This is a genomic window from Clostridium sp. CTA-1 (assembly GCF_054768215.1).
This window is the reverse complement of sequence record NZ_BAAAAP010000009.1, coordinates 25515-45154: the sequence shown is the minus strand read 5'-3', so window position 1 is coordinate 45154 and position 19640 is coordinate 25515. Positions and strand designations below refer to the sequence as shown.

Annotated in this window: 22 protein-coding genes and 1 riboswitch; of the genes, 17 read left to right on the top strand and 5 right to left on the bottom strand. The window is 28.1% G+C overall.

Annotated features, from left to right (window positions below; all coding sequences use genetic code 11):
* The first annotated feature begins 259 nt into the window (after positions 1–259).
* The 5 genes from ACYUEW_RS09220 (at position 260) to thiM (ending at position 3795) form a co-directional block, all read left to right on the top strand.
* Entirely contained in the window at positions 260–532 is a 273-nt protein-coding gene (locus ACYUEW_RS09220; RefSeq protein ID WP_030035571.1) for a CD3324 family protein, read from the top strand.
* A gap of 185 nt (positions 533–717) precedes the next feature.
* Positions 718–1446 (top strand): MBL fold metallo-hydrolase, encoded by a 729-nt coding sequence (locus tag ACYUEW_RS09215; RefSeq protein WP_460276624.1) that lies wholly within the window; start codon positions 718–720, stop codon positions 1444–1446.
* 125 nt (positions 1447–1571) lie between these two features.
* The gene (locus ACYUEW_RS09210; protein WP_003485076.1) at positions 1572–2009 is read left to right on the top strand and encodes an N-acetyltransferase; all 438 of its coding nucleotides are present in this window, start codon (positions 1572–1574) and stop codon (positions 2007–2009) included.
* 33 nt (positions 2010–2042) lie between these two features.
* Positions 2043–2149, top strand: a riboswitch (TPP riboswitch).
* A 346-nt stretch (positions 2150–2495) separates the two neighbouring features.
* Positions 2496–3020 (top strand): energy coupling factor transporter S component ThiW, encoded by a 525-nt coding sequence (thiW, locus tag ACYUEW_RS09205; RefSeq protein ID WP_460276676.1) that lies wholly within the window; start codon positions 2496–2498, stop codon positions 3018–3020.
* Entirely contained in the window at positions 2998–3795 is a 798-nt protein-coding gene (thiM, locus tag ACYUEW_RS09200; RefSeq protein ID WP_460276675.1) for a hydroxyethylthiazole kinase, read from the top strand. Before thiW ends, thiM begins: the two co-directional genes overlap by 23 nt.
* Positions 3796–3967: 172 nt before the next feature.
* On the opposite strand, the gene ACYUEW_RS09195 is transcribed toward thiM, so the two are convergent.
* The 3 genes from ACYUEW_RS09195 to ACYUEW_RS09185 are packed head-to-tail and all read right to left on the bottom strand — an operon-like array spanning position 3968 to position 5277.
* Entirely contained in the window at positions 3968–4360 is a 393-nt protein-coding gene (locus ACYUEW_RS09195; RefSeq protein ID WP_003485079.1) for an HsmA family protein, read from the bottom strand.
* Between the two features lie 2 nt (positions 4361–4362).
* Complete coding sequence (locus ACYUEW_RS09190; RefSeq protein WP_043032120.1) at positions 4363–4794, bottom strand: MarR family winged helix-turn-helix transcriptional regulator; 432 nt, start codon at positions 4792–4794, stop codon at positions 4363–4365.
* An 18-nt stretch (positions 4795–4812) separates the two neighbouring features.
* Positions 4813–5277, bottom strand: coding sequence for a hypothetical protein (locus tag ACYUEW_RS09185; RefSeq protein WP_042384747.1), 465 nt, complete (start codon positions 5275–5277; stop codon positions 4813–4815).
* A 357-nt stretch (positions 5278–5634) separates the two neighbouring features.
* Between ACYUEW_RS09185 and ACYUEW_RS09180 the strand changes: the two genes are divergently transcribed.
* The 3 genes from ACYUEW_RS09180 (at position 5635) to ACYUEW_RS09170 (ending at position 8517) form a co-directional block, all read left to right on the top strand.
* Complete coding sequence (locus ACYUEW_RS09180; RefSeq protein ID WP_042384749.1) at positions 5635–5892, top strand: DUF1294 domain-containing protein; 258 nt, start codon at positions 5635–5637, stop codon at positions 5890–5892.
* A gap of 242 nt (positions 5893–6134) precedes the next feature.
* A complete protein-coding gene (locus ACYUEW_RS09175; protein WP_043032119.1) occupies positions 6135–6677 on the top strand; it encodes an ADP-ribose-binding protein in 543 nt (180 codons plus the stop codon).
* Between the two features lie 436 nt (positions 6678–7113).
* Positions 7114–8517 (top strand): amino acid permease, encoded by a 1404-nt coding sequence (locus tag ACYUEW_RS09170; RefSeq protein WP_043032118.1) that lies wholly within the window; start codon positions 7114–7116, stop codon positions 8515–8517.
* 73 nt (positions 8518–8590) lie between these two features.
* Here the strand turns inward: ACYUEW_RS09170 and ACYUEW_RS09165 are convergent, their stop codons facing one another.
* Positions 8591–9409, bottom strand: coding sequence for a MerR family transcriptional regulator (locus tag ACYUEW_RS09165; RefSeq protein WP_003485086.1), 819 nt, complete (start codon positions 9407–9409; stop codon positions 8591–8593).
* Between the two features lie 358 nt (positions 9410–9767).
* Between ACYUEW_RS09165 and ACYUEW_RS09160 the strand changes: the two genes are divergently transcribed.
* From ACYUEW_RS09160 to ACYUEW_RS09130, 7 genes are all read left to right on the top strand, one after another.
* Complete coding sequence (locus tag ACYUEW_RS09160; protein ID WP_460276623.1) at positions 9768–11216, top strand: FAD-dependent oxidoreductase; 1449 nt, start codon at positions 9768–9770, stop codon at positions 11214–11216.
* Between the two features lie 345 nt (positions 11217–11561).
* The gene (locus tag ACYUEW_RS09155; RefSeq protein ID WP_265203707.1) at positions 11562–12632 is read left to right on the top strand and encodes a uroporphyrinogen decarboxylase family protein; all 1071 of its coding nucleotides are present in this window, start codon (positions 11562–11564) and stop codon (positions 12630–12632) included.
* Positions 12633–12905: 273 nt separating this feature from the next.
* On the top strand, positions 12906–13517 hold the full coding sequence (locus ACYUEW_RS09150; protein WP_265203706.1) for a hypothetical protein: 612 nt from the start codon (positions 12906–12908) through the stop codon (positions 13515–13517).
* Positions 13507–14271: an ABC transporter permease gene (locus tag ACYUEW_RS09145; protein WP_460276674.1), complete on the top strand. Its 765-nt coding sequence runs from the start codon at positions 13507–13509 to the stop codon at positions 14269–14271. The genes ACYUEW_RS09150 and ACYUEW_RS09145 overlap by 11 nt, the downstream gene beginning before the upstream one ends.
* Positions 14258–14968: an ABC transporter ATP-binding protein gene (locus tag ACYUEW_RS09140; protein ID WP_460276622.1), complete on the top strand. Its 711-nt coding sequence runs from the start codon at positions 14258–14260 to the stop codon at positions 14966–14968. Before ACYUEW_RS09145 ends, ACYUEW_RS09140 begins: the two co-directional genes overlap by 14 nt.
* Before the next feature lie 152 nt (positions 14969–15120).
* Complete coding sequence (locus ACYUEW_RS09135) at positions 15121–16089, top strand: ABC transporter substrate-binding protein (RefSeq protein ID WP_460276621.1); 969 nt, start codon at positions 15121–15123, stop codon at positions 16087–16089.
* Between the two features lie 327 nt (positions 16090–16416).
* Positions 16417–16836, top strand: coding sequence for a ribosomal maturation YjgA family protein (locus tag ACYUEW_RS09130; protein ID WP_003485099.1), 420 nt, complete (start codon positions 16417–16419; stop codon positions 16834–16836).
* Between the two features lie 189 nt (positions 16837–17025).
* Here the strand turns inward: ACYUEW_RS09130 and ACYUEW_RS09125 are convergent, their stop codons facing one another.
* Entirely contained in the window at positions 17026–17160 is a 135-nt protein-coding gene (locus tag ACYUEW_RS09125; protein WP_003485100.1) for a hypothetical protein, read from the bottom strand.
* 479 nt (positions 17161–17639) lie between these two features.
* Here ACYUEW_RS09125 and ACYUEW_RS09120 point away from each other — a divergent pair, with 479 nt between their 5' ends.
* Both ACYUEW_RS09120 and ACYUEW_RS09115 read left to right on the top strand, forming a co-directional pair.
* On the top strand, positions 17640–18338 hold the full coding sequence (locus ACYUEW_RS09120; RefSeq protein ID WP_003485101.1) for a hypothetical protein: 699 nt from the start codon (positions 17640–17642) through the stop codon (positions 18336–18338).
* Between the two features lie 280 nt (positions 18339–18618).
* Positions 18619–19551 (top strand): N-acetylmuramoyl-L-alanine amidase, encoded by a 933-nt coding sequence (locus tag ACYUEW_RS09115; RefSeq protein WP_460276620.1) that lies wholly within the window; start codon positions 18619–18621, stop codon positions 19549–19551.
* The last annotated feature ends 89 nt before the right edge of the window (positions 19552–19640 follow it).

The following is a 19640-nucleotide window of genomic DNA, read 5'->3' as shown; positions in this document are numbered from 1 at the left end:
ATAATATTAATATAGTTAGTGTAATATTAATATTGTAATAAATTTAGAATGATATAGGTTTAATGGAGAAATGGAGGGGAAAATCAGTGGATTATACTATAGAATATACCGCCTATTTTGGCTCTGTGCAAAGATTACACAGAATAAAAACAACAAAGATTTGTTCAGAGCCTAGTTTATTAGATTACTCTGACTAAAATTGTTTTGTGTGGTCTTTGCTTCGATATTTACGAATAATAAAGTAGATAGGAGCAAAAGTATGAAATACAAAAACGCACAAAATGTACTGCCAGAACATATTATTGAATTGATTCAAGAATATATGGAAGGTGGATATTTATATATACCAATAAAATATGAGAATAAAAAAGTTTGGGGAGAAAATACTAGTACAAAAAATACTTTAAAAAGAAGAAATATAGAAATTTTTAATAGATATGAAGAAGGAATATCCATTAAAAAACTTGCACAGCAGTATTATCTTACTGAACATAGTATAAGAAGAATAATTAGACAACAAAAAGATATATAAATAAAAAATCGGTGTTAATTATCTTAATTGATAATTAACACCGATTTTTTATTATTGGTATTTAATTGAAATATGTGAACAAGTTTGATATAGAAGTATTTATGAACTTGAGAAAGGATATGAAATAAGTTTACTATAGTTATGGGAAGATTATAATTATACGAATAAATTAGAAGGAGTAAGAAATGAACAAATTGACAGTTTTAGAAGTAAGATTTGATTTTAATGGTGATAGAAATGTCATTTTCCCTGTAATATTAAGTGATGAAAAGGAAAATATTTTAATTGATTGCGGGTATCCTAATTTTTTACCTTTAATAAAAATTACTGCAAAAGCTAATGGAATTGATATTAGTAAATTAACAAAAATAATTATAACTCATCATGATTTTGATCATATGGGAACTTTAGCCGAGTTTAAAAGAGAGTATCCGGATATTAAGATTCTTGCGTCAATTGATGATGAAAAGTATATTAGTGGAAAAGAAAAATCTTTAAGATTACAACAAGCGGAGTCTATATATGATAAACTTCCTGAGGAAGAGAAAAAGAGCGCAAAGGAGTTTCAGGATTTTATTGGAACAATAGAAAATGTTCCTGTTGATGTATGTTTAAGAGATAAAGATTCTTTTTCCTTTTGTGGAGGTGTAGAAATAATTGCTACTCCAGGGCATATGCCAGGACATATTTCAATTTATATAAAAGATAGCAAAACATTAATTGCTGGAGATGCATTAGTAGTAGAAGATGATAAATTAACTATAGCAAATCCACAGTATACCTTAGATATTATTAGTGCTAAAAATTCTATAAAAAAGTTATTAAATTACGAAATAGATAAAATCGTATGTTACCATGGTGGTGTATATACTAAAGATATTAAAAAATCATTACAAAATATTATTTCAGACTAATTTTATTATTTATATTGAAAAATTAAGCTTAAACATTTATATCAGTGTGTGAGAAGTAATAAAGGAATTTCACATATAAATGTATTTTTATAATTAATTTGTGTAAACAAGAAAGGAGAAAAAATATGATTAAACAACTAGAAAAATTTGAAATTGAAGAAGTTATGGACATTTGGTTAAAAACTAATATTACTGCTCATAGTTTTATAGCAAAGAAATATTGGATTAAAAATTATAATATTGTTAAAGAAGAATACTTTCCTATTTCCCAAACTTTTATTTACAAAGAAGACAATATAATTAAAGGCTTTATAAGCATTATAGACAATTCATTTATTGGTGCATTATTTGTTTTAGAGGAGTATCAGGGTCAAGGAATAGGGAAAAAACTACTAAACCATTGTAAATCTTTATATTCAACTTTAGAACTAGCAGTTTATGTTGATAATATACCTTCAGTTAATTTTTATAAACACTGTGGTTTTATTATAAAAGAGGAAAAAGAACATGAAGATTCCGGTTTCATGGAATATATAATGACATGGCAAAAAAACGATTTTTAAGTCATATTGTATTTAAGAAAATTGTATGATATAATTTTTGAAAAGGGGAGCTTGCAATGCAGGCTGAGAGGAAATGTATATTTCGACCCATAACTTGATTCGGATAATGCCGACGTAAGGAAATATTAATTTATACTATATTTTTTGTAAGTATAATGGGATATGCCTTATTTGGTGTATCCCATTTTTATGTTGTTTCAAGGAAGTATATCTTCAATGAGCTGTAGGGGAGCACCTAGAGCTTTTATGGAAAAATGCAACTAAATAGCGAGGGAACTTGTGTTTCAAGGTGAGAGGAAGCTTTTGAGCTTCGACCGACTAATATGACTTATGTCATATAGGAAAATGCTATTTGGTTACACTAAAATCATACCTTAATAATAGTGTTTATTTCCTATATGACATATTGGGAAATTTAATATTGTTAAGGAGGTATTTTATTATGGAAAAAACTCAAAACTATTAAAAAAACTTATGTTAGCAATGATGGTGGCAATGGGAGTTGTAATTTCACCAATTCTTCGTATTGAGGGAATGTGTCCTATGGCCCATTTTATTAACATTCTATGTTCTGTTATTCTTGGACCCTGGTATTCACTGCTTTGTGCTACATTGATTGGTGTAATAAGAATGTTTTTTATGGGGATTCCACCTTTAGCTTTAACTGGAGCGGTTTTCGGGGCATTTTTGTCTGGAGTCTTATATAGAGTATCTAAGGGAAAGCTAATTTGTGCCATTATAGGTGAAATTATAGGAACTGGTGTTATAGGAGCCATACTGTCATATCCTATTATGACATTTATTTGGGGCAGAACAGGTCTTACATGGATGTTTTATGTTCCTTCATTTATTATGGCTACGTTTATTGGAGGAACAATTGCATTTATTTTTTTAGGAGCATTAAGTAGGACAGGTAATCTTGCAAAAATTCAAAGAAGTTTGGGGGCAAAAATTTATGACAAACCAAGAGTTAATAATAAACAAACTATTGCAAATAAGACAGAGTGTTAAATTAAAAAAACCTCTCATTCACTATATTACAAACCCAATTTCAATAAATGATTGCGCAAATATGATTCTTGCTGTTGGTGCAAAGCCCATTATGGCCGAGCAGCCTCTGGAAGTTTCCGAAATCACTGCTGTTTCAAAATCTCTTGGAGTTAACCTTGGGAATATAACAGATAATAAAATGAAGTCCATGTTGATTTCAGGTAAAACAGCCTATGAAAAGAAGATTCCACAAATAATCGATCTTGTAGGCGTAGGTTGCAGCAAACTTCGTCTAGATTATGCAAAGAAATTTATTTCAGAGTGTCATCCAAATGTTATTAAAGGTAATATGTCCGAAATAAAAGCAATCTATGGCATAAAAAGTAGTGCAAAAGGAATTGATGTTGGAGTATGTGATATTATAACAGAGCAAAATTTTGATGAAAATATAAAAATGATAAAGAGTTTATCCATGGAAACCGGTTCTGTTGTTGCAGCCACAGGAGTGGTGGATATAATAAGTAATGGTACTTATACATATATAATATCAAATGGTTGTGAAATGCTCTCAATGATAACTGGTACAGGCTGTATGCTTACTGGGCTTATAGCAAGCTATATTTCTTTTGAGAATATACTAGATGGTACTGCTCTTGCTGCAGCTCTTATGGGAATATGTGGTGAACTTTCTCAGAATGTTAAGGGTACTGGGAGGTTCAGAAATGAGCTTATAGATAATATGTTTAGTATTTCCGATGATATTATAATAAAAAAAATAAGAATAAATAGTTATTAATTATGGATACAGGATTTTTTTTGAAATATCAAGTCACTTGGGTATAAAAAAATAAATACTTAGATATTCTTTAATTAAAATAGCATCTAGAGTTAGATAAAGTTCTCTAGCTTTAGATGCTGTTAAAGTTAATATGTAAATTAAAGTTTATAAATGGGATTGTCAGTATGAATTATGACATTCCTATAATCATTCCAATAATATAAGGAATTAACCAAATAACCCAAACTGTTATGCTAAATTTATGAAAGATAACTTTCTTATTTTCATCATTTTTATACAATACCCATGTTGCCCATAGAGCATGTAATAGCATTAACACTATGGCTAATCCTCCTGTAAATCCATGTAGAGAAAGTTGATCAGAAGAAATTGATGTACTACCTACCTTGGCAATTTTCTCCATAGTCAATGTACCAGTAGTATCAAAGACTAGACCTATCCAAAAGGTGATTACATGCCATTTTTTTAATGTATTAGATTTTCTTTCAGACCATACCCCTGCAGTATAGAATGCTAGAGCTAAAGTTATTGTAACAATTGCAAAAACTAATTTCCCATCCATTATTAATTATCTCCTTTAATTTTATTTCTTACTTTTATTAGATTATTTCTTAATTCCATTATTTCTTCATCTGTGAAGTTACTAAATATTTTATCAAAGCTTTTATTAATTTCTTTTCTAAATTCCTTTGCAAATTTTAATCCTTTATCTGAAAATGTAACATAGGTATTCCTTTTATCATTTTCATTTTTAATTTTTTTTACGTAGCCAGCACTTTCTAATCTTGTAACTATGCCAGAAACAGTACCTTTAGCTAAGGACATTTCATCGCATAATTGGGATATATTAACTTGTCCATTATGTGCAATTAATTTTATAACCATAATTTGCTGATGGGTAAATCCACTATCTTTTAAACTATTGCTAACTATTCCCATTGTACTTGCATAAACTTCTTTTATAAGCATTGCTATTTCAAAACAATCATATTTCATATTAAATTTCCTCCGATTTTAATTTCTATATTTTAATATAGTATTTTCAAATTTCAATGAGCTTATTAAGAAAGAGAGTCCTGCCATAAATAGAGCTGAGCCTAACCCAATATAAAAAGTGCCTAAATATACAGGAGGAAATATTCCAAGACTTCTTATGGTTATTCCAAAGAATATCATAAAGGCCATTATAAAATAGCTTTTAATATCGAAAAATGAAAATATACAATGTTTTTCTAAGGTGTTATTTATGATCCTTTTAGTATGCTTTTTAAACATTTTACTAAATATAAATTTGAAAAATATATAGAATACTAAAGTAGCAAATAAGAGGATAAAGATCCAATTTGGATTATTAATTTTTATACCTTCAGCCCCTAAAGTCAATACCTTAAATCCTGCAAATCCCCAAACTAAACCTGCTACTAATAGTAAGGTTCTTTTGTCCACTTTAAGTGTAAGCTTTTTAAAAAAATTATTCATAATCTCATCTCCTATGTTATATAAAAAAATAGTTTGCATGCGAATTAATTAGTTTCTATGCAAACTATTTTATTCTAAACAATAAATATTGTCAATAAGCAATATTGGGAATTTATATTTAATGTTCATATTATATAAATTACAAATGAATCATTTTCTTTAAAAATTTAATAATGGTTATATTTATAGAATGTGGTACAATTAATTATAATTTTAAATTTGAAATAAATTGGGGATAGATTTAAAATCATTACTAATATAATAAAAATAGATTACGGACTAGAAGGAAAAGTAGAATTCAATTAACAATTATAAAAGATAAATTCTACAATTGGGTTAAAAAGAAAGAGAGGATTTATGATTAAGTATTATTTTATAGTATTAAATTTATTGGGTTTTTTATGCATGTATATAGATAAAGAAAAGGCTAAAGCAAATAAGTGGAGAATAAAGGAGAATACTTTATTGTTAATAGCCTTACTAGGTGGAAGTATAGGATCCTATGTGGGAATGAAAATATTTAGGCATAAGACTAAACATTCTAAATTTAAATATGGAATTCCTTTTATAATATTAATTCAACTATGTATATTTTTATATTTGGGTAAATTATAATGCTTAAGTATAATTGATGTAAGAACTTAATTTTTATAGTGAAAAATTGTATAGACATTAAAATAAAAAGGATCATTTATGTGGTTCTTTTTTCTGTTAATTTGTGTATTTTAGTATGGAAACATTGATATTAAGAAGGAACCATAAAGCTTATATAGAATTATGTAATATTGTGGAAGCTGTTATTGATGACATTATAATTATGATACTAAGTAATAAAAATATATTAAGGGGGTTAGATTTTGTCTATATCATATATAAATAAAATAAAGATAATAAAGGGTGATATTACAAAAGAAAATGTAGATGCTATTGTTAATGCAGCAAATAGTAGTTTGCTTGGAGGTGGCGGTGTAGATGGAGCTATTCATAGAGCAGGTGGGAATAAGATACTTGAGGAATGTAGGAGTATTGTAAGTAAAATAGGCTCATTAAAGACAGGAGAAGCAGTAATAACCTCTGGAGGAAATCTTAAGGCTAAATATGTTATTCATACTGTAGGACCTATATGGCATGGAGGAAAGAGTAATGAAGAAACTCTTTTAGCTAATGCCTATAAAAACAGTTTAAAATTATCCTCTGAAAAAAATATTAAAACCATTGCTTTCCCTAATATAAGCACAGGGGTATATAGATATCCTAAAAATCAGGCAGCAAAGGTTTCCTATAATTCAGTAAAAGAGAGTTTAATAAAGTATGAAAATATAGAAGAAGTAAGATTTGTATGTTTTGATGAGTACAATTATAAATTATATCAGGACTTATTATTTGCTGATACTAGATAAGAGTTTTTTTATAGAGTTTTACTACTAATTATTTATTAGTAAAACAATGTTAAAAAGTATCATGGATTTAAATCTGAGTTTATAAATAGTAGAAAAAGCGCCTAAAATCAGGCGCTTTTTCTATTTTGTATTAGCTTATTAAATATCTAAATTTAAATAGATTCAATAATACAGCCAGAATGTAATAGATAGAAAAAATACTCATATTTAATCTTTATTTTAATTTTTTTGAAGGATTTTACATATGATTGTAGAATTGTTTTATTATGGATGATGCAAGTAAAATTTTATAAAAAGAAGTTATAGAATGTAATCTTGCGGAATAAGAATTAATAGGTAGTTGCAATAATAAGGAAGCCTGAGGAGAGTAAATAGATTATGAACGCAATAACTTATTATTTTAACGAGAATATTTAAAGGATGAGAGGAGTATATCATGTCAAAAAATAAAGATAAGCGAATTGCTTGGTATATGCTTGCTTTTATGGCATTTTCCACTGTATGGGGTTTTGGTAATGTTATTAATGGTTTCTCAGAATACGAAGGGCTTAAAGCAATTGTTTCTTGGATTATAATTTTTGCTATTTATTTTGTACCATATGCTTTAATGGTGGGTGAATTAGGATCAGCATTTAAAGATTATGGGGGAGGAGTAAGTTCATGGATACATGAAACTATAGGGCCTAAACTTGCATATTATGCTGGATGGACGTATTGGGTGGTTCATATGCCTTATATTTCACAAAAACCATCAGGGCTTATGATTGCCACAAGTTGGGCTATTTTTCAAGACAAAAGAATTAGTTCAATGAACACAAAACTTATGCAATTAATTTGCTTGGTGATTTTTTTAATTGCCATTTATATTGCATCAAAGGGATTAAATCCACTAAAGAAATTAGCAACACTTGCAGGAACATCAATGTTTGTAATGTCTATTTTATTTATTATTTTAATGATGGCAGCACCTGCAATTACAAATGCACATTTAAATCAAATTGATTGGTCTTTTAAAACCTTTATGCCAACTTTTGATACAAAATTTTTTACTAATTTAGCTATTTTGGTATTTGCTGTGGGAGGATGTGAAAAAATATCACCCTATGTTAATAAAATGGAAAATCCAGAAACAGGATTTTCAAAAGGTATGATTGCCTTAGCAATTATGGTAGCTGTATGTGCAATTTTAGGTACAGTTTCCCTTGGCATGATGTTTGATTCAAATAATGTTCCTAAAGATTTAATGACTAATGGTGCATATTATGCATTTCAAAAATTAGGGGAATATTATAAATTAGGTAATACATTCGTAATTATATATGCAATTACAAATATCATTGCTCAATTTGCTGTATTAATTATATCTATTGATGCACCTTTACGTATGTTACTTGATAGTGCAGACGAAAGATTTATTCCTAAAAAAATGTTTGAAAAAAATAAGTATGGTTCATATAAAAATGGAAATAAACTTATTTTAGTAATTGTATCAATATTAATTGTAGTACCAGCCCTAGGAATTGGTAGCGTGGATGAATTAGTTAAATGGCTAGTAAAATTAAATGCTGTATGTATGCCTCTTAGATATTTATGGGTATTTGCTGCATATGTTGCATTGAAAAAAGCAGGACAGAAATTTAATAGAGAATATTATTTTGTAAGGAATGATAAATTAGGTATTATTTTAGGTGCATGGTGCTTTGTCTTTACAGCTTTTGCATGTATTGGTGGTATGTATTCTACTGATATGTTTAAATTAGTGCTTAATATTGTAACACCATTTGTGCTAATAGGTTTAGGTGTAATCATGCCTTATCTTGCAAAAAAGAATAATGCTTAATAATTTATAGATAAATTTTAAGATAACCAAAAACCGTCTGCTATTTAAAGCAGACGGCATTTATTATATAAGGTTATTTCTTTTTTACAGGGTAACATACTTCTGTCACCCATTTTTCAGGATTCTGTGTCTCATAAGGGCTAACATGATAAATACAGAAAGACAATCCATTAAATTCATAACCATTATCACGAACCCAATTAGCAACAGCTTCGTTCACTTCATTGACTTTTTCATAACTACCTTGATAAGTTGCTGATGCCATTTGAATAGGGGCAACTGTTTTGAATACTACATTTTCAGTATTCTTATAATTTCCTTTAACAGATTTTTGTACTTCCACATCAACGTCCTGTTCTTTATGTTCTCCATCATGAAAGATTGCAAGGGTATAACATGGACTATCGTCTTGCATTTGAAGATCTGCAGTTTCATTCACTAGAATATGCCAAAGCATTCCTTCTTGATCATAAGAAGGGATAACTTTACGTACACTTGCAACAGTTCTTTCTGGTAACTCTTTTAAGGTAACATTATAATTCATAACATTATCATCCTTTCCCAATCTATTTAATGTGCTTTCTAGAAGTAAAAGTCGCTGGTTTAAGATGTCAGCTTCCTCTTTTATCTCCCTTTGTTTTAACTGAAGATAGGTTTTAAGCTTATGGGGCTCGCCATATTGAGATAGAATTTGGCCTATTACAGCAAGGCTAAATCCCATATCTTTTAATGCTGTAATACGATTTGCAACAGGGAGTTGTGCTTCGCTGTAATAACGATATCCTGTGAAATCATCAATACTTTCAGGTATAAGCAAACCTATTTCATTGTAATGCCTAAGCATTCTTATGCTGATTCTTGATAGTTTTGAAAAATCACCTATTTTTAACATTTATATATACCTCACATATATGTGTTTTTTGAGCTCATTTACAGTATAGAGTATACCATAATGTGAGAGTCAACAGATGAATTTGGATTTATCTTACAATAGTTTTTTCTTATGTTTTATAGCCGGTTATTAAGCGATGTTTTTTGTTGTTATATATATGATGGTAGCATATGATACACATATAGCTTTAAAATTTTTTGTAATATTCTTTCAAATTTAAAATATTATAATTGTACTTTTGTTTTCTTATTTTAAGATGTAAAATAGTATTAAGATAATAATAAAAGATATTAAAGGATACTAATTGTTCGGGAACTTGAAATTAAATTTAAAATAATAAAAATAAGAGGGTGAAATTATGTATGATGTTAGTATTATAGGTGCTGGAGTTGTTGGATCAGCCATTGCTAGAGAGTTATCAAAGTATAATTTAAAAGTATGTCTTATAGAAAAAGAGGAGGATGTTGGAACAGGAGCTTCCAAAGCAAATAGTGGTATTGTTCATGGTGGATATGTAGCTAAATATGGAACCCTAAAGGGAGAATTATGTATAAAAGGAAACAGTATGTACAATCAGCTGGAAAAAGAGCTTAACTTTGGATATAGAAATCCAGGTGCATTAGTAATAGGCTTTGATGAAGATGATGAAAATAGAATAAAAAAATTATATGAAAATGGTGTGAAAATAGGGTGTGATGATCTAGAAATAATATACGGGGATAAAATAAAAGAATTGGAACCTCATATAAATAAAGAGGTTAAAGTTGCATTATATGCTAAAAGTGTTGGTGTAGCTTCTCCTTATGAAATGACTATAGCCCTTGCTGAAAATGCAATGGAAAATGGAGTAGATTTAAAATTAGAAACAAAAGTATTAACTATAGATAAAGAACATGAAGCTTTTATAATAAATACTAATAAAGGAGAAATAAAAAGTAAGTATATTGTAAATGCTGCAGGATTATATAGTGATAAGATAGCCAATATGCTAGGGATGGATGATTTTAAAATATTGCCAAGAAGAGGGCAGTATGTACTTTCTACCAAAGATCAAGGTTATCTTGTAAATAAGGTTATATTCCAAGTGCCAACAGAAAAAGGAAAAGGAATATTAGTTACTACTACTTATCATGGAAACTTTATGATAGGTCCTGATGCACAGGAGGTAGTAGACAAAGAAGATATAGGAACAGATATAGAAAGTATAGAATATATAATAAAAACAGCTAGAAAATCTATACCAGATTTTGACGTAAGAAAATCTTTAACTACCTTTGCAGGAATAAGAGCAATTAGTAGTACAGGAGATTTTGTAATAGGAGAAACTAAAGTTAAAGGCTTTATAAATGCAGCAGGTATAGATTCACCAGGACTTACATCTTCACCAGCTATAGCAGAAAAAATAGTAGGAATTCTTAAGGAAGCTGGATTGCAATTAATAAAAAATGAAAAATTCAATCCCTACAGAAAGCCCATAATTATTAAAAAAGATAAATCCTTTGATGGAAAGATAGATGATGAAGATCCAACTAAAAACATAATATGTAGGTGTGAAAAAGTAACGGAATCAGAAATAATAGATGCAATGAAAAGAGGAATTCCTGTAAAATCTACAGATGCAATAAAAAGACGTACAAGGGCAGGTATGGGGTTTTGCCAAGGTAATTTTTGTAGACCAAGAGTAAAAGCTATAATAGCAAGAGAAATGGGCATACCGGTAGAAAAAGTTACTGTAAGAGGCAAAGATTCAGGAGAACCTCCTAAAAGAGTAAATATTAATGTAATAAGAAAAATTCAAGGTGTTTGATTTCTTTTAAATATTAATAAAATATAAGGAAATGCCTAAGATGTAAATAAGGGCCGCTAATAAAAAAGTAGCTCTTATTCATATTTTAGGTATAACTTTATAAAGGCTCATTAAAATATTGAACAATATATAATATGTGTGAATAAAAATATTATTAGTATATAAAAAAGCTGAACTATATTGAAATAAATGTTACTAATTGTTTTTGCTATTATAAAAATAATTTATAACGTAGATACTTTATAATAACAAATATTTATTGGACTAGCTATTATTTAAAGTGATAATCTTAAATAAGTGATGTTAAAATTATCTAAAAAATAATTTATATAGGGAGGCTATTATATGCATAAAGATGATCAAATGACACCTAATGAACGATTAGCTGCATTTATGACAGGAAAACCTATGGATAGAATCCTTGCTATGCCAGTTGTTTGCTCCATGTCTGGGCTAGCATTAGGAATGACTCATAAAGAAAAAAGAAGCAGTGCTTTGAATGAAGCTAAAGCACAGATTGCATGTTATGAAAGGTTTGGTAATGACTTAACTGTCATTGAATATGGATTACATGGTGTGGGTATGGCTTTAGGTACTCAGATGAGTGATCCAGAAGATTCGGTTCCAGCAATTATGAAATATACATTAGATGATTTGAATAATGTTCATGAATTAGATATGTCAAAATTGGAACTTAAAAAGGATAAGGCATTTCAATTACATATAGAAGCTTGTGATATTTTGATTGATAAAGTAGGCAAAGAGGTTCCAACTGGTGTTTTGATATCTGGACCTTTTACTGCCGCTGCAAGCATTTATAAAACAGAAGATTTATTAAGAGCAACTAGAAAAAATCCTGAAAAGTTACATCAATTGGTTAAATTTTGTACCGAGGGATTAAAAATGATTTGCAGAGAGTTTATAAAGACAGGTTCCCTTATTTTGTTATGTGATCCTATTGCATCAGGAACAATTCTTAATCCTAAAAAATATCTAGAATTTGTTTTGCCATATACAATAGACTTAATGGAAGATATTCATGATGCAAAAGGAACGGTTTGTTATCATATTTGTGGAGATACAACCGCAATTGTAGGAGATATGGTGAAATCAGGTTGTGATATGATTAGTGTAGATAATCGAGTAGATTTAGAATATACAAAACAAGTAGTAGGAGATAAAGTTCCTATTCTTGGCAATGTAGATCCAGTAGGTACGTTAATTTTAGGCAGTACTAATGATGTGGATTTAGCAGTAAAAACTTGTATTCAAAAGACATATGATAGCCCTTGTGGATATATTTTAGCATCAGGATGTGATCTTTCAGGGGGAGTTCCTCTAGAAAATATTGATCAATTTATGGCTTCCGCTAGAAAATATGGAAAGTGGCCATTGAATCCAAATAATTTTCTTTAAAATATAAATCTATTAAAAAATGAAAAATGTAAGAATACAATACTGAACTTCAAAAATTATTAAATTCTTTCATTATATCATGTAGAAGAACAAGAAATTATTTAATAAAAGTTTTTTAAAATCCAATATTTAACATGTTAAAAGTAAGAGCCGCTATATAAGCGGCTCTTATTCGCATTTTAGACATAATTATACAAAAAAATTGACTAATAAGACAAGATTTGATAATATATAACATATGCTAATGAAAATTATTATCAAGAGGTGAAGGCTTTGAACTATATTTGGATGAATCCTGTAGTTGAAAAAATGTACAAAAAAGATTTAGATGGTCTTAAAAATAATATTAGAAAAAAAGGATTTAAAGTAGTTTCAGCAGGTGGACAACTTGAACAGGTTAAAAATAAATTTAGAAATGAAATAATGAATTCTAAAAAGACTGTATTAGATACAAGATGTCCTGTAGCTGTTGATTATGCTAATAAGAATATTGATAAAGATAAATATAATATACCTAAAATTGAGCCCATTTTAATTCATACAGCAAGATATTTATATAAGTTTTATATAAAAGATATAAAAAAAGATAAACTTATTATTACAACACCTTGCAAAGCTTTAAAAAAATTAGGGGAAGATATTTTTAAAAATAAACCAGGTATAGAATTTTATACTTGGTTAGAGGTGTGTGACAAGCTTAATATAGACGTAGCCTCAAAATGCAATTTATCTCCAATTCCCTTAGGATTCTTTAGAGATATTTCAGAAAATGTTTTAGAAATAAGTGGTGAAAATAAATTTAATGAATCCTTTTTAAAAGAGGAGTATGATGTTATTGAGATGTTATATTGCTTAGGAGGATGTAATAATGGAGATGGTGTCTAAGTTAAAAAAACATTTAGTTATAACAATAATCCTTATTATCTGGAGTATTGGTAGTATACTGAAGTGGTGGAACCCGTATAGTCTACCAACTCCGAAAGAAGTTATAGTATCATTAGGAGAATTAATAAAATCAGGAGCTTTAATTAAGCATATAGCTATAAGTACTTTAAGAGTTTTTGAGGGATTTTTTATAACCATATGTTTAGCAATTCCTTTAGGCATACTATTTGGTGTTAATAAGAGTATCTATGATTATTTTAAAAATCTACTTGGATTTTTAAGACATACACCACCACTAGCTTTAGTGCCACTTTTAATACTTTGGTTTGGCATAGGAGAAAAATCTAAAATAATAATTATAGTATTAGCTTCATTTTTTCCTGTTTTATTAAATACCATTAGTGGCGTTGAAAGCTGTAGTAAAAAATTAATAGAAGTTGGACAGACTTTTAATCTTAGTAAGATAAATATATTTAAAAAAATTATAATACCTTGGGCTTTACCTAATATTTTAGTTGGTATGAGATTAGGCATAGGGTATAGTTGGAGAGCCATAATTGGTGCTGAAATGGTGGCAGCTTCTTCAGGGCTAGGATATTTAATTTTAGATGGCCAGCAGTTATCCCGTTCCGCAGTAGTTATAGTAGGAATATTATCAATAGGTATTCTAGGAACAGTATGTGATTGGGTATTTGGCCTTTTAACCAATAAATTTAACTATGCACAAGAGGTGAATAATAATGAAGGGGTATAAATTAACTAATGTAATCAAAGAATTTTGTATTAATGGCAAGCCAGTTAAAATTTTAGATAATTTAACTCTTTTATTAGAGGATAACAAGATTACTGTTATATTAGGAAGAAGTGGCTGTGGAAAGACTACATTACTTAGACTTTTAGGATATCTGGATGATGCCACTAGCGGTAAGGTAGAATTTTATCATAATAATATTTTAGTAAAACCTAAAATAGGTATGGTTTTTCAGGAAAGCAGACTTTTCCCTTGGCTCAATGTTAGAGAAAATTTAACATTCTTTTTAAATAAGAGAGAGATTAATATTGAAAATAAATATTTAAACCTTATGAAGTTAGAGAAATTTGGAGAAGCATATCCTTCACAATTATCAGGAGGAATGGCCCATAGAGTGGCTATAGGCAGGGCTTTAGCCTATGAGCCTAATATGCTTTTGATGGATGAACCCTTTGCTGCTTTAGACTTTTTTACTAGATCTTATATGCAAGAGGAAATTTTAAGGCTTTACAAGGAAACTAACAAGGGCATAGTTTTTGTAACCCATAATGTGGATGAAGCATTATTGATAGGTCATAAAATAGTTATTTTAGATAAAGGAAAGGTTTTAGAAGAATATAATGTAGACCTAGAATTTCCACGGGATATATCTTCAGAAAAACTATTAAATATAAAAAAAGATATACTTTCAAAATTATAAAGTTAATTAAAAACATACATATATAAAGAAGTTCATTTTTATAAGGAAGGGTACTATATATAGAATATTTAATTGTAACTACTAAATATGTATATTTTACATTATTTAAGAAGTGGACTTTACACAATAGAATATTAAAAGGAGAGTGTAATATGAAAAAGAAAAAGATTTTATCATTATGTATGACTTTACTAATAACAACTTCTATGTTTATAGGTTGTAGTAGTGCTAATAAAAAGGAGGAAGGGAAAAAAGAGAATCCTAAAGAAATTAATCTTACATATGTTAAAGCTCCTTTAAATGTACCATCTATATTAGAAAAGGAGCAAAAATCCTTTGACAAGAGTTTTGAAAAAGAAAATATAAAAATAAACTGGCATGAGATAACAGCTGGACCTGAGCAGACTCAAGCATTAGCTTCAGGGGACTTACAAATTCTTCATGCTCTTGGTGGCACATCAGCTATATTAGCAGGAGCAAATGGAGTAGATTTAAAAATAATAGGTGTATATAGTAGAGCACCAAAGGCCTTCATGATAATTAGCAATAATCCAAATATAAAAACAGCAAAGGACTTAAAGGGTAAAAAAGTTGCAGGACCTAAAGGAACAGTGCTGCATCAATTATTAGTAGGAGCCTTAGAAAAAGAGGGCTTAACAAGCAAGGATGTCGAATTTATAAATATGGGTCTACCAGAAGGTTTTGCTGCATTAAATAATAAAAATGTAGATGCTGCATTATTAGCAGGTCCAGTTGCTTTAAAGGCTATAAAAAATGGTGGTAAAGTAGTAGTAAATGGAGAAGGAATAGTTGATGGGACAATAGTAACTGCAGTTAGTGGAGATTTTTTAAACAAGCATAAAGATTTAGTAGATAAATTTGAAGCTACTCATAAGGAAACTTTAAAATATATGAAAGAACATGAGGAAGAAGCATTAAAAGTAGTATCAAAGGAAGTTGGACTAACTATTGAAGAAACAAAAGAAATGTATAAATGGTATGATTTCGATATGACAATAAAAGATAAAGACATTAAAGAGCTTGAAAAAACTCAAGACTTTATGATAAAAAATGGACTTCAAGATAAGAAGATAGACATACAAAAACTTATAAATAAATAGAATGATTAAAGTCATCAATTTTTCTTAATGTATAAACTCTATAATAAGAATTTATAAAATAATCAGGAATTGTGGTTTTAAAAAACTATTAATAAAAAATGGCATAGTTATATAAATAGAGTTCTTGGTTTAAGATAGAGTGTAAATTCAACTAAAACCAAGAACTTTGTTTATATAAAAAATTGTAAATGCGTTTATAAAAATATATTAATGATGATATAATAACAGATAGAATTATTTAAAGATTTAAATTTATGTTTGAGTAAATATAAATTTTAACCTGTATTAAAAATTAAATAAAAATTGTTTTAAATGAGGTTTTTAAGTATGGATTATAAACGTAATCGTAATAGGTTAGTATATGGATTTACTACATTAATTGTAATGTTTTTGGGATTATGTTCAAGAAAGCTAAAATATTTTATACCGGATTTTTTAAATGTATATTTAGGTGATGCCCTTTGGGCACTAATGATTTTTATGTTATTTGCATTTATTTTTAAAGGTACAAAAACAAAAATAGTTGCATTAATAGCTCTAATATCTTGTTATCTCATTGAAATAAGCCAATTATACCATTCTAACTGGATAGATAATATAAGAAAAACAACTTTAGGTGGATTAGTATTAGGATACGTATTTTCATGGAAGGATTTATTAGCTTATGCTATAGGTATTGGAATAGGCATCATAGTGGAAGGAGTATTTTATTATTATGATACTTATAGAGTTAAACAATTAAAATAGGTAATAATGAATATATAGAAGTTATAGATGCATTTAGCCTTGAAATTATAAAATTAAATATAAAATAGAGAAAAGAGTCTGTATCAAAATTAAATATATTTTTATACAGACTCCTTTACTTTTGTGGTAATTCATTGTTCCAAAATTAGAAAACTCATTTCTAGGAGCAAGCTACTGGCACGTAAATTATTATTTGTTTTTATGCTTAGTATTTTTCTGAGTGTTACTACTAGCAGAATTTAAAGCATCTATGCTATTGCTATTGCCTGAATTTTCTATAGCCTTATTAACCTTAACATTTTTATTTTTTTTGTTTCTATTCATAAATTTAAGCCCCTTTCAATAATAAGACTTGCTAATTATTATTAAGTATATTTATAGGATTTACATATTACTTATCAATATGTATGGGGTTTTTTGTTAGATAAGAATATATATTATTAACTTATAATAAAAAATAATATTAGAGAACTAATAAATAAAAGAGGAATAGAACATGTTACTATTGAAATTGATTTTGAAGATGAGAAGGGTGAAGATAAATTTGTAGAATTTTAATCTTTTATGTATAAAGTGGTAAGAATGTGAAAAATTAAAATATTTTAAGGTGTTGTGTAATATTTAACAACATGCTTTTAGAGTTTAAAAATATACTGTGATATAATTAAATTAGGACATAAATATAAAAGAGCATTAACGTAAAGGAAGTGATTATAGACATTAGTATTATACATAACAATAAATAACTAAAATTAAAACTTATTATATTAATAAGATTAATTTACGAAAGAAGGCAATTAGAATTGACAAACAGGATTGAGACATTATATGGTATATTTTCATATTTAAGAGATGATAGTTTTAATAAAGGAAGAGCTAGTGAAAAAATCAAAGAATTTTTATGTAATAGTGGATATGATGTACATATTTCAAATGAATGTAATCACAACATAGAAACATTATGTAATGAGCCAGAATTTATAATCATCACACGTTATAATAGCTTATTTAGATATGATGCTGATAGCAACACTTCAGGACTAATATCAACTATAATACTATCAGAAAAACTAAGTGATTATAGAAAAAAGACAAAGTTTATTTTCTTTGATAATGAGAAGAGTGTATTAGAAACATTAAAAAATTATAAAAATGTAAAAGTAATTAATATTGAGTGTGTTGGTAGGGGAAGCAATATACTAATATCAAGTAGTAATGAAAAGCATAACACATTTAAAAATGATTTTATAGATTATTTAAAGGAAAAAAATATAAAATATTTAGTAGGGCAATTCTTAGATAGTGTTTATGATAGTTTTTATGAGGAACAGTTTAATATGTTTACAATAAGAAGAGCTAATTGTATAAAGAAAGAAAATAAAAATGAATTAGTTTTACCCTGGATAAATTCTAATAAAGATACTGTAGATAGAATAGATTATAAAAAAATAAAGGAAGTCATAGTATTAATAGAACACTATATAAATAATAAAATGTGGTAGAGTCTAATTATGAAAATACTCTTTAGATTAATATAAAATATAATTAATTTAAAGAGTATTTTTATGTATATAAATTAGAACTAATAGAAATAAAAGACATATGGATAAACACCAAAATTATTTTTTGAAGAATTTAAAACTAGCAAATTTATTTTAAGAAGTAAAGTTTTAAAATATTTTCTACAGTTTTTTCTCCTAGTCATATATATAGATGAAAACAAAATTCCAGAAGTAACATTTGTTTTAAAAAAATTATATATTATATATGGGGGGGAATATTATGAAAATAGGAATAGATTGTGGTCATACTTTATCTGGAGCTGATTATGGGGCTGTGGGAATAAAAGCAGAATCAAATCTAACCAGAGAAGTAGGCACTAGAGTAATAAGTAAATTACAAGCTTTAGGCCATACAGTTATTAAGTGTTATAAAGATACTTGTAGTAGTTTACAAGATACTTGTAGTAGTTTACAAGATAGTTTAAGTTATAGAACGAATACAGCTAACAATAACAATGTAGATTTATATGTATCTATTCATTTTAATGCTTTTAATGGTAGTGCTTATGGAACAGAGGTTTTAACCTATGGAGGAAATAAGTTTAGTGAAGCTACTTCTGTGTTAAATAATATAGTTTCCCTAGGTTATACAAATAGAGGTATAAAAGATGGAAGTAACCTTTATGTAATTAGAAATACAAAAGCTAAGTCTATGCTTATAGAATGTTGTTTCTGTGATAATTCTGGGGACATGAGTAGGTTTAATGCAGATAAGATGGCAGATGCTATAGTAAAAGGTTTAGTAGGAAAAACAACTGATGTTCCATCAGGTGGAAATTCTGGTTCTGGGGGAACTAGTTCTGGCTCAAGTAATTCTGGTTCAACTATATATGGTAATCATTATTTAATAAAAGAACTTCAACAAGAAATAAATAGCCAGGGCTTTGGAAATATAAAAGTAGATGGAATAGCGGGAGAGGCAACATCAAATGCAGCACCAATAGTTAAGAAAGGAGCCAAAGGTGGAATAACTAAAGCAATACAAAAAATGCTTATCAATATAGGCTATCCAGTAGGTTCCTCAGGAGCAGATGGTGTATTTGGAGATGGTACTGAAACCGCAGTAAAAGCAGTACAGAAAGATTGTAACCTTTCTGTAGACGGAATTGTAGGAAAAGAGACATGGAAAGCTTTGTTTAGAAATTTAAGATAAATTAGAAAAAAGATAGCTTTTTTATTTAAGCTATGTTCTAGAATAATGTTGATAATATATGAATTTTAAAGGAAAGTCAAAAATGACTT